The organism is Apibacter muscae, from assembly GCF_007845635.1.
In the GTDB taxonomy this organism is placed as follows: Bacteria; Bacteroidota; Bacteroidia; order Flavobacteriales; family Weeksellaceae; genus Apibacter; species Apibacter muscae.
Genome location: NZ_SELG01000032.1, coordinates 86,607 through 98,208, shown reverse-complemented (window position 1 = coordinate 98,208; position 11,602 = coordinate 86,607). Strand labels below are relative to the sequence as shown.

Below are 11,602 nucleotides of genomic sequence, written 5' to 3'. Positions count from 1 at the left end.
AAATACATCTTAAGGAATTAAGAATGAATTTAGGTTTTTTAGATGATAAAAGCAGATAATCCATAAAATTATCTGCTTTTATTTAGTAATATAGAAATACTTAATTGTAACTAATTTATCTTTTTATACTTATAAGCATTTTCTCCATTACCTTCAAATAATGAAAGTAAAACTGATGTGGTTTGAGAAGATGCATCCACTTTGTTTGATTCTTGAAGAATAATACTTCCATCTTCCGCTAAACCTATTCTTCGTTGACTTATGACACAATTCTTTGAAGAGTAAATTTTTGTACAATTTTTTTCCTTAGGAAGATAAATAAATCCATCCTTAATATTGCCTTTATATGTCAATGATGTAGCAATTTGATCATTTTTTAGAAAATTAAATGTAAGGTAACCATCTGGTTTTATTTTAACTTCAAAAGCTTCGTAATTACTAGTTAAACTTGGAATTGAATCAATAGGAGGATTTTTTAAAATATTGCCTATATCTCCCAAGTCTTTTACTTTCATATTTGGAAGTTTATTTTCAATTTTGTTATAGAATGAGTATTTTTTTTTATTAGTACTTACAGCAGTAAACCGCCCATTCTCATTATATTTTCCGGAGGCAAAAATTTCGTAAGTTCCATTCAACTGTGAAATATTTCTTTGATTTAATTTTTCGCTATTGCCATTGGTAAATCCATTATTAAAAGATGTTGAACAACTGTAGAATGCAATTAGAGTAATAATTGAAAAAAAATATTTTATCATAATATTTATTTTTATTGGAGGTTATTTTATCTCTTAACGTTTGGCTTTTATTTTAATTGTATAATAAATGTTAAATAAAATAAAAGTATAATTTTCATAGTCTTAATTTCAGGGGTTCATAAATTACATTAGATTTATAATCTATATTAAAAATTGTATTTTTGAATCAATTAATAAATGAAAAAATAAGTTATTTCAATAAAGATATTTATTTGGCTTAAGTTTTGATCGTAAATTTATATGAGTAATAATGAAATTAATTCAAAGGATATCAATAATAAGAATTCAGAAGAATTTTATGATAAGTTGAAAATTCAATTGGATGAAAGTAATACTCTTCCAGGTAAATATATGTTTAAATTTATAGTTCCTACGGAGAGTAGCAAGATCGCTAAAATTCAAAAAATTTTTGAATTTGCTTCTCCAACATTTTCAATGAGGGAGAGTAAAAACAATAAATATACAAGTATAAGTGTAAATATATACGCTGTAGATTCTACCTCAATAATAAATTATTACAAAGAAGTAAGTTTAATAGAGGGGGTAATGATGCTTTAGGTATAGCAATAATATACACTCTTATAATCCCTCTTTGTTTGCATTAAATTCATTCATAGTATTATTTATTCCTGAAAAAATAAATGATCTAATGGCTGCTACCCCAACGTTTATTCTAGTATTTAATTTGGTATATTCTTCCTCAGTCCACTTACCTAAAACATAGTCAATTTGTTGACCTTTAAGAAAATCATTACCAATTCCAAAACGTAATCGTGGATATTGTTGGCTTTGAATGTTATTTTCAATGCTTTTTAACCCGTTATGCCCAGCGCTACTCCCTTTAGGCTTTAAACGGATATGTCCAAAAGGTATACTTAAATCGTCACAAATAACTAAACAGTTTTCTAATTGTATCTTTTCTTTTGCAAGCCAAAACTTCACAGCATTTCCACTAAGATTCATAAATGTGTTAGGTTTTAGAATAAAAGTTTTTCTTCCTTTAAAAGAAGTTTCACATAATTGACCAAAATTTGAGGGCTTAAATGTTGCATTTAAATTTTCTGCTAAATAGTCTGAGATCAAAAAACCTATATTATGTCTGGTATAAATATATTCTTCACCAATATTTCCTAATCCGACTATAAGAAACTTATTCATTATTTAAATTTTTTCTTGTAATATCTTTTAATTCTTAATAATTCAAAGGGTAATTTTAAAGAGTAAGAAAGCTTTACCTTTGAATCTCCAACATCTCTCCAAGATTCTAATGGTATTTCTTTTGCTTTTTCTTCAACCTTATCTTTACCCACTAAATGTATGAATTTAAAAAATATTTCAACATCAAAACTCCAATCAGAAATAAAAGGTTCATTAAAAATTTGTTTTGCTGTTTTAGAAGTAAAAGCTTTTGCCCCGCATTGGGTGTCATAGACAGGAAGATTTAACATTGTACTAGATAAGGTAGCAAAAACTCTTCCAATAAGATGTCTATGCAGTTTTCTATTAATGTGAGAACCTATTCTTTTTATTCTTGATCCAAAAACAAATTCAATGGGCGGATGTATGTAGGTGCAAATTCTTTCGTATTCTTGAATGGAAGTTGCTAAATCAGCATCTAAATATCCAACTACATCAAAGTAATTTAATTTAAGCATTTCATTTATTCCTGTATATATAGCAGAAGCTTTGCCAGCATTTTTCTTTTTATCAATAACATATATTTGATTTGGGTATCTGCTTTTAATTTTATTTAGAATATTTAATGTACCATCTGAACTTCCATCATTGACAAAACAAAAATATAGAGAATTTTGAGAAGTTAAATTTTCTTCGAATTCCGAAATGGGAAGTCTTAATTCTTCATTGTAACAGGGAATTATTACACAGTTTTTAGTCATATGTTTTGTATGAGAATTATTTTTCAATAATAGAAATAGTTTTTTTACTAAAAAAATTAGCCATAGATTGGTTGTAGAAATAACTTGGATCAGGGCTTAAATCAGAGATGAAAATTGATCTAGGTCTATATTTTAATGGAGATAATACAATATTTTCATTGTTTGAGCATTCAATCTTTTTATATCTAGCTTCTATTTCTTTATTATATTTATAAGCTTTTCCACTTATAAGATCATAATAAGCCAAATATAAATTATTATGAACACTTAAAAACTCTTTATTTCCAACTATAAAAGAATAACTAAAAATAATAAATAGTAGTATGAAGCTTAGTTTATTAGGAGAAATTTTTAAGTTATATATATAGGTTGATACCACCATTTTAAAACTAATAATCATTGAGAAAATAAGTAGGGGTAAAAAAATCACATTGACTGTTCGTTGTGGAGGATAACTTCCAATGCTTAGTAAACTAGGGAATGAGCCTAAGAATAAAAATATAAATAGTGCAATTATGTAAAAATAAAAAGGAAAATTTAATATCAAAAAATTATATTTTTTTAAATCATTTCTACAATTATAAAATACCAATAAGTTAATAATGAAGACGATGATTCCATATCTAAAAATTATAACTATAGACTTTTTTACAGCCATAAAAAAACTTTCAAGTAAAGGAATGTGATGAATTATGGAAGAAGAACGCTTAGCATTACCTGGAGATAATAAAATTAATAAGGTTAAGAATCCAGCCCAAACAAGTAGAAATAACCAACTATAATTAAGTTTTTTTTTCTTTAAATAGGAATATATAAATATTATAAATATATAGATATCCAAGTAAATCATTGAGATTTCATTGCATCCAATAATTAGAAATACTAATAAAAATAGCATTAGTATCTTTATTAAAGATTTTTGATTGTAATATGATATTGAAAGTCCTACAAAAAAAATCAACAATATATTGGCAAAATGATAAGTTGCTGAACCAGCTAGCCAATAAAAAGAGGATACAATTTCAGGCACCATAAACAAATAGCAAAATATAAATGAACAACTCAATATAATTGTTATAGCATTATTAGTTGAAATTTTATAAAACATATAAAATGTTGCGATAACAAACAATACTATCATGCCTAAGGATATTAATTTATAGCCACTCCAGAAGCCCCATTGAATGGGGTTAAGTATTAATAGACCTGTTGCCGTATATCTACTACTCCAGTTCATGTAGATATTGATTTGAGTCTCAATAAAAGATTTATCTGATAAATTTAAAGCATAACCAAAATCATCTAAGGTTGGTTGGGTAAATAAGCACAAAAGTAAAAATGGTAATAATGCAAGAATAGATGCAATTATAAGTACTTTATTAAAAATGTTACATTTTAAAATATTTCTCATAAGATAAAACAAATGCAAATATACAGGATAAGAATCTAAATATGAGAGATAAAATTTTTAATTTGATTAAAAAAGTTTAGTATAGTATTAATACAATATATATTTTCCTTTTTAAAATATAAGATTGAACCATCGTTGGTGTTTTTTTGTTTAAATATTCCTTCTTCTGAATTTTTATTTAAATACTCTAATATACCTTTAAAAAAATTAGATTGATAGTATTTGGATTGAGAATTGGTGGGGAAATAAGCCAATAAGATATTATTTTTTATGACAAGTTTTTCAAAGCCTAGAGATTTAGCGAGCCATTTTAATCGAATACTTTCAAGTAAATCTTTCGTAGGATTAGGTAATTCACCAAATCGATCTATGAGTTCTTGACTGAAAATTTCTAATTGACTTTCATTTTCAAGTTCAGAAAGTTTTTGATATAGAGAAAAACGCTCTTCCACTTTATTAACATATTCGTCAGGTATTAGTAGTTCAAAATCAGTATCAATTTGTACTTCTGACACGAAGTCCTTAGTTTTATTTTCGTTTTCAAAAAGTTCAGCAAATTCATTTTCTTTTAATTCTTCAATAGCCTCGTTGAGAATTTGTTGGTAAGTTTCAAATCCAATTTCATTAAAAAAACCACTTTGCTCAGCACCCAACAGATCTCCCGCGCCTCGAATTTCTAAATCTTTCATGGCAATATTGAAACCAGATCCTAAATCTGAGAATTGTTCAACTGCCTGTAAACGCTTTCTTGCTTCAGAGGTTAACACATCAATAGGAGGGGTAATTAAGTAACAAAAGGCTTTTCTGTCTGATCTTCCAACTCTCCCTCGCATCTGGTGTAAATCTGCCAGTCCAAATCTTTGAGCATCATTAATGAAAATAGTATTGGCATTTGGAACATCTAATCCCGATTCAATTATAGTTGTTGAAATAAGTACATCGTATTCCCCCTCCATGAAGTCAACCATAATTTGTTCTAATTTTTTACCTTCCATTTGTCCATGTCCAGTGATAACTCTAGCCATGGGAACTAATCTTTGAATCATTCCTGCTAAAACTGCTAAACTCTCAACTCGATTATTTATAAAAAATACTTGTCCACCTCTGTTTAGTTCATACATGACAGCATCTCGAATCATTTCTTCATTAAAGCCCATCAGTTGAGTTTGTACCGGCTGACGATTGGGAGGAGGTGTTTTTATAACAGACAAATCCCGTGCAGCCATTAAAGAAAATTGCAGGGTTCGTGGAATTGGGGTTGCAGTTAGAGTAAGAGTATCAACAGTAGTTTTTAAAGTTTTAAGTTTATCTTTTACAGAAACTCCAAACTTGTGTTCTTCGTCTATAATTAATAATCCTAAGTCTTTGAAAACTATATCTTTTCCTACCAACTGTTGTGTACCGATTACAATATCAATTTTCCCTTCACCTAAATCATGTATAATTTCTTTTTTTTGTTTAGCTGTCTTAAATCTATTTAAATATTCCACCCGAACAGGAAAGTCTTTAAGCCTTTTAGAAAAAGTTTTATAATGTTGAAGAGCCAACACTGTAGTAGGAACCATAATAGCCGTTTGCTTTCCGTCAGTGGCAGCTTTAAAAGCTGCACGAATGGCCACTTCTGTTTTTCCAAAGCCCACATCACCACAAACCAATCGATCCATGGCAATCGGTTTTTCCATATCCATTTTAACTTCTTGAATTGCCTTTTCTTGATCTGGAGTGTCTTCGTACATAAAGGAGGCTTCTAGCTCGTTTTGAAGATATCCATCTGGAGAGAAAGCAAAGCCCTCCTTAGTCCTTCTTTCCGCATACAATTTAATTAAATCAAAAGCAACCTCTTTAACTTTTTTCTTGGCTTTATTTTTTAAGTTTTTCCAAGCGGGAGAGCCTAGTTGGTTTAAACTTATTTCTACACCGTCTTTGCCTGAAAATCTGGAAATTTTATGTAATGAATGAATGTTTACATATAGAATATCATTATTTTTATAAACAAGCTTGATGGTTTCCTGAATTTTATCATCATTTTTAATTTTTACAAGCCCCATGAATTTTCCAATACCATGATCTACATGGGTGACATAATCTCCAACTTTTAAGTCAGTTAATTCTTTAAGGGTTAGCGATTCAGATTTAGAAAATGAGTTTCTAACTTGATATCGGTGATAGCGTTCAAATATTTGATGATCTGTATATATAAGAAATTTAGAGTCATAGTCAATAAAACCTTTACTAATATTTACGTGAATTCCTTTAAAAGGAACTTCATGTTCAATGGTAGAAAAAATTTCTTTTAATCGATCTTCTTGTTTTTCAGATTGGAAGGCAATATAATTTACAAAACCATTTTTTTCTTTACTTAGTAAATCTTCTCCTAATAAATGAAATTGTTTATGGAAGCTTGGTTGTTCTGATTGGTTGAGTTGAATCGTTTTAAAGTTTAAAAAATGTGGGAGTGATGAAAACTCTATAAATGAAAACTTCTCAATTATTTTTAAAATATCGTTAGAGTCTATAAATAAATCTTTCGGCTTTTCTCTATTTATAATACTAGTAAGTGATGAATATACCTCTTCAGCTTTTTGAAATTTTTTATCAATTACAGATAGAGAAATATCTAAATCTTTAGCAATAAAAATAATATCTTCAGGCAGATATTCTAAAAAATTAATTTTTGATTCTGAGTTATGATAAGAGGTATCAATATTTGGAACAATAGTAAACTCAGTAACACTTTCTTCTGAAAGTTGTGTCTCAATATTAAATTTTCGTATAGATTCAATTTCATTTCCGAAAAAACCAATTCTATAAGGTTTTTCATCGGAGAAGGAAAATATATCTAAAATTCCTCCACGCAAAGAAAATTCACCCGGCTGAGTTACAAAATCCGTTCGTTGAAAATTGAAACTAAATAAAACTTCATTTAAAAAGTCAGGATTTAATTTATTTCCAACAGAAATTTTTTGAGTTACATTTTCTAAAGATTTTTTACTTAAAACTTTTTCTGATAAAGCTTCAGAATAAGAGATTATAAATTTAGATTTATTATGATTTAATATGCTATTTAAGACTTCAGTTCGCAAAACAACATTTGCGTTCTGCACTTCTTCTACTTGGTAGGGATTTAGGTGAGAAGAGGGATAAAATAGTACTTTCTCCTTTCCAAAAAGACTTTCAATCTCATTTAAAGCGTAAATGGCTTCTTCCTTATCAGCAAAATACAAAAAAATAGATTTGTCTGTTGCAGCATGTAAATAACTACAAAACAAATTAATAAAGGAACCAACAGCGCCTTTAACAGATAATTTTAAGATTTTATTTTCTGATAATAAATGAATTTCCTCATCTAAAAGAGTTCCTTTTAAATGAGAGCTTAATAAGCTTTTAATTAAATTAGTTTTCAAAGTAAAGCAAAGGTAGTAATTTTACCTAAAATTTATTTCCATACAAACAAAACTAATCATAGTTATAATTCAAAAGAATGAAGAAAATAATATTGATTCATGCGCACAAAAATTTAGATCACCTCAATAGGTTAATTGACGCCTTAGATTATCCTACTTTTACTATATATGTAAATATTGATAAAAAATCAAGTATTAATATTAATAAAATATCTAGTAAAGCTGTATTGATTAAAAAAAGGGTTTCAGTGGTTTGGGGTGAATATTCACAAGTTGAATCAACCCTAAATTCATTAAGGCAAATCGTTGAAGAACAAAAAGATTTTTCTCACGTTATCTTTATTTCTGGACAAGATTATCCTATAAAAAGTAATTTTGATATTGATGAGTTTTTTAATAACAATTTAAGTAATAATTTTTTAGAGTATTTTTTAGTTACTGAGAATAATAAATATCACGAGTATTTATACAGAGTAGACCGTAAACATTATCCTAGTCATAGAATTATAGAGAGAAAATTCCATACTGCTTTTAAATTAATGTATAAATTTTTAACCAAAAAGGAATACAAGATCAAAATGATTAATAATTATACCTGTTATTGGGGGTCTAATTGGTGGAATTTATCCAAGGAAGTTATAGAGTTTTTATTACAGGTTGCCGAAGATAAAAAAATAATCAATTTTTTTAAAACAACATGGTGTTCAGATGAAGTCTTTTTTCAAGTTGTGCTTCTTAACTCTCATTTCAAAGAAAAAATTATTAATAACAATTTAAGGTATATAGACTGGACAAATTGTATAAATAATCCTAGAAATTTAGACCCTAATGATTTTGAAAAGATTATAAATTCAGAAGCTTTATTTTGTAGAAAAATGGAAATTGGGTTAAGCGATTCGCTAGTAAATTTACTTGAAAAACATAGAAATAAATGATTGTTTATTTACCGTTTATATTTATAGGTAGCTTTCAAGGAATGGCAATATTCCCATTTATTTTTGTGCGTTATAAACATATGTTATACGATAAGCGTCTAATTAATCATGAAAAAATTCATTTGAGACAACAAATTGAATTATTATGGATTTTTTTCTTTTTGTGGTATTTGACAGAGTATTTATACAATGTAGTTAAATATAAAAATCTTCAGTTGGCGTATAAGAAAATTAGTTTTGAAAAGGAAGCTTATGCGAATGATTTAAATTTCACATATTTAAAAACACGTAAAATGTGGAATTTTCTTTCTTATTATAAACGGGTTTAATAAGATGTAAGATTTTTATGTAATCTTAAATTTAGTAAATCAGTAGTATTATTGGATATTTTAAAACGATCGTCTAAACGATAACCAACCAGCCAAATTATTCGATCTAAGCCGTCACATAAAACGAAAGTTTTATTTTTTTCATAATTGGAAATTTTCAGGTCTTTTAAAAATTTACTTACTTTCTTCTTTCCATTCCCATTAATAGGGTAAAAGAAATCTCCAGATTTCCAATTTCTAAAATATAAAGGAAAAGATATTGTGTTTAAATCTAAAATTTCATGGGATTCACTTTTTTCATGTTTCTTTGAGGTATAGAGCGATACATGTAAAGGATGATCAATTTCCCAAGGGATGGAATTAATTTTTAAATTTATTTCAGATTCATAAATCGTTCTATTTTGTAATGCCTCGACCAATATCTCGTTCCGATTTACCCATAATTTATGGGTTTTAGATAAAAAAATACTGCCTGTTTTTGATTTAAGTATATTTTCACAATCTTTTTTATTTATGAATCCAAATTCAGCCAGTAATAAATAAACTAAGAGTGATTCAGCATTTAAAAGCTTATTTAAATCAATCACAGATATATTTGAATCAATTTTTAAAGTAACATCATCTTTTAAGAGATTCACTTGCTTTTGAATAAATTTTTGAGATTCATCTATAATTGAGAGGCTTTTTTTAGCTAAATATATAAAATTAGGTTTTATGTCTTCTAAATTAGGAATTATTGTATGTCTAATTTTGTTTCTTAAAAAGTCTGTGCTTTGGTTAGTATAATCTTCACGCCAAATTATAACATTGTTTTGAGCATATTCTAAAATTTCTTTCCGAGAAAAATTTAGCAGCGGCCTTATAATATAATCTCTCTTTTTTTTTATGCCGGAAAGTCCTTTTAGACCAGCACCTCTAAATAAATTAATAAAAAAGGTTTCGATATGATCATTAAGGTGATGAGCCGTTACTAGGTAATTATAATTATATTTCTTTATTAATTCTAAAAAAAAATGATACCTTAAGTCTCGAGCAACCATTTCAATAGATTCTTTTTTTTGCTTAATTTTTAAAGTGTCGAAACTTTTTACGTGTAGTTTTATTTTGTGTTTTTCACAATATTCTCGAATAAATGCTTCATCCTTTAATGAATCCTCCCCTCTTAGATTAAAGTTGCAATGTGCTACACTAAAAGATAAACTTGTTTGTTGAAATAAATGCAAAAGAACCATACTATCAATACCTCCACTTATCGCTAATAAATATGATTTTTTTATTTCAAGCTGATTAATTGATTTCTGCATTTTTTTCAATAATGAATAAAACAGGGTACAAATTATTATATTATCCAAGAGTTATTAAGTATCCCACCAACATACCCATGAATACCAAGAATAATTTTTGAAAATTCAAATTGTGTTTCTCATTACTTTCAAAAATGATAACTGAGGATGTATGTAGAAATATACCAGATACTATTCCAATAATTTCAGGAAAGTATTTGTTTGGTATAATAGAGCCAACTAATGTTCCAATTGGAGCAGATATAGCAAATAATATCAAAATTAAAAATTTATATAAATTTTTAATTTTAAGTGAAAAAACAAAAGTTGAAAGTACAATAGTCTCAGATATTTTATGGATGCTTAACGCCCATAAAATATTAGAATGTTCGTGGGAGTGTCCATGGTGATGAGCTTCAATGGGTGCACCTTCTAAAAATGAATGAATGAATAATCCAAGCATTACACTTAAAGGAACAATAGAATCTACCTGACCATGGCTATGAGTATGTACATGTCCATGTTCTATGCCTTTAGATAAACCTTCCAATAACAATTGTAAAAAAACACCGACAATTACCCATAGCCCGGCATTTACTTTTTCATGGGAAGAATACAGGGTTGGAAACATATCTAGAACAGTAATCGCTAATAGAAGCCCTGCACTAAACATTAAAAGTTTTTTACTGAATCTATGGTTATTTTGAAAAAAATATGCAATAAAGGCTCCAATAATTACAGCAACTATTAGTACAACATATTCCATTACTTTTCAAATATTAATATTAAACGAGGAGATCTTTTAGAATCAAACTCATTTAGTTGATAGTCACCGAAAACTCTTTTTAACTTAAATCCAACTATCTTTGCTAAATTTTCAAAATAGTCAAGTTTGAAGGCTTTAACCCTTTCCTGAAAGTGAAAATCTTCGCCATTGTCACTAAAATGAATGTCTTTTATTATAAAATCATTTTCAGTTTTCCGTTGAAGATGAAACAATATTCCATCCACTTCTTTATCTTCTTTTTCAACTAGATTAGTTTCCGCTAATGAAGCATTCATGAAATCCATGACAAAAATCCCTTGAGGTTTTAATTGTTCATATACGGATTGATAAACTTTTAGGTTATCTGCATCATCACTAAAATAGCCAAAACTTGTAAAAAGATTTAGAATTGCATTAAACTCATTAGGGAAATTAGTTTCACGCATATCTCCTACAAAAAAATGCAATTTTTCATTCTCTTGTATTTTGGCTTCTTCAATACTTTTAGTTGCTAGGTCAACCCCCGTAACGTTGTATCCTAACTTATTTAAGAAAATACTATGTCTGCCTTTTCCACAAGCTAAATCAAGAATTTTACTATCAATCGGGAGCGAAAGATATTTAATTAAGTTAATTATAAACTCTTGAGCTTCTTCCTCGTTACGATTTTTATATAAAATATGATAATACGGTGTATTAAACCATTTTGCAAACCAATCCATAATTCAAATTTATTGAAAATTTTTTGTAACTGTAACATAGCTTAAGTGAAATTATTTGAATTAGTTAGGCATATTACATTTTTATAAGAATATCAT

At 27.7% G+C, this 11,602-nt stretch carries 11 protein-coding genes; 3 read left to right on the top strand and 8 right to left on the bottom strand.

Going from position 1 to position 11,602, the window contains the following annotated elements; genetic code table 11:
• Positions 1-110: 110 nt before the first annotated feature.
• The gene (locus ETU08_RS05565; RefSeq protein ID WP_146262035.1) at positions 111-758 is read right to left on the bottom strand and encodes a hypothetical protein; all 648 of its coding nucleotides are present in this window, start codon (positions 756-758) and stop codon (positions 111-113) included.
• Between the two features lie 240 nt (positions 759-998).
• Here ETU08_RS05565 and ETU08_RS05560 point away from each other — a divergent pair, with 240 nt between their 5' ends.
• Positions 999-1,316, top strand: coding sequence for a DUF493 family protein (locus ETU08_RS05560; protein ID WP_146262034.1), 318 nt, complete (start codon positions 999-1,001; stop codon positions 1,314-1,316).
• A 21-nt stretch (positions 1,317-1,337) separates the two neighbouring features.
• On the opposite strand, the gene pth is transcribed toward ETU08_RS05560, so the two are convergent.
• Genes pth through mfd form a run of 4 tightly spaced genes read right to left on the bottom strand, consistent with a single transcriptional unit; the run spans position 1,338 to position 7,471 of the window.
• A complete protein-coding gene (pth, locus tag ETU08_RS05555) occupies positions 1,338-1,916 on the bottom strand; it encodes an aminoacyl-tRNA hydrolase (protein ID WP_146262033.1) in 579 nt (192 codons plus the stop codon).
• Positions 1,916-2,656 carry a glycosyltransferase gene (locus ETU08_RS05550; protein WP_146262032.1) on the bottom strand — a complete coding sequence of 247 codons (741 nt, stop codon included), beginning with the start codon at positions 2,654-2,656 and terminating at the stop codon, positions 1,916-1,918. The genes pth and ETU08_RS05550 overlap by 1 nt, the downstream gene beginning before the upstream one ends.
• Before the next feature lie 16 nt (positions 2,657-2,672).
• A complete protein-coding gene (locus ETU08_RS05545) occupies positions 2,673-4,067 on the bottom strand; it encodes a DUF6056 family protein (protein WP_146262031.1) in 1,395 nt (464 codons plus the stop codon).
• Between the two features lie 35 nt (positions 4,068-4,102).
• Positions 4,103-7,471 carry a transcription-repair coupling factor gene (gene mfd / locus ETU08_RS05540; RefSeq protein ID WP_375764691.1) on the bottom strand — a complete coding sequence of 1,123 codons (3,369 nt, stop codon included), beginning with the start codon at positions 7,469-7,471 and terminating at the stop codon, positions 4,103-4,105.
• Positions 7,472-7,548: 77 nt separating this feature from the next.
• Between mfd and ETU08_RS05535 the strand changes: the two genes are divergently transcribed.
• Both ETU08_RS05535 and ETU08_RS05530 read left to right on the top strand, forming a co-directional pair.
• Entirely contained in the window at positions 7,549-8,406 is an 858-nt protein-coding gene (locus ETU08_RS05535) for a beta-1,6-N-acetylglucosaminyltransferase (RefSeq protein WP_146262030.1), read from the top strand.
• Positions 8,403-8,735 carry a hypothetical protein gene (locus ETU08_RS05530; RefSeq protein WP_146262029.1) on the top strand — a complete coding sequence of 111 codons (333 nt, stop codon included), beginning with the start codon at positions 8,403-8,405 and terminating at the stop codon, positions 8,733-8,735. Before ETU08_RS05535 ends, ETU08_RS05530 begins: the two co-directional genes overlap by 4 nt.
• On the opposite strand, the gene tilS is transcribed toward ETU08_RS05530, so the two are convergent.
• From tilS to ETU08_RS05515, 3 genes are read right to left on the bottom strand one after another with little or no spacing between them, the layout of a single operon-like run.
• Positions 8,732-10,039, bottom strand: coding sequence for a tRNA lysidine(34) synthetase TilS (tilS, locus tag ETU08_RS05525; RefSeq protein ID WP_146262028.1), 1,308 nt, complete (start codon positions 10,037-10,039; stop codon positions 8,732-8,734). The genes ETU08_RS05530 and tilS overlap by 4 nt on opposite strands.
• Positions 10,040-10,079: 40 nt before the next feature.
• Positions 10,080-10,784 carry a ZIP family metal transporter gene (locus ETU08_RS05520; protein ID WP_146262027.1) on the bottom strand — a complete coding sequence of 235 codons (705 nt, stop codon included), beginning with the start codon at positions 10,782-10,784 and terminating at the stop codon, positions 10,080-10,082.
• Positions 10,784-11,506, bottom strand: coding sequence for a class I SAM-dependent methyltransferase (locus ETU08_RS05515; protein ID WP_146262026.1), 723 nt, complete (start codon positions 11,504-11,506; stop codon positions 10,784-10,786). The genes ETU08_RS05520 and ETU08_RS05515 overlap by 1 nt, the downstream gene beginning before the upstream one ends.
• Positions 11,507-11,602: the final 96 nt, after the last annotated feature.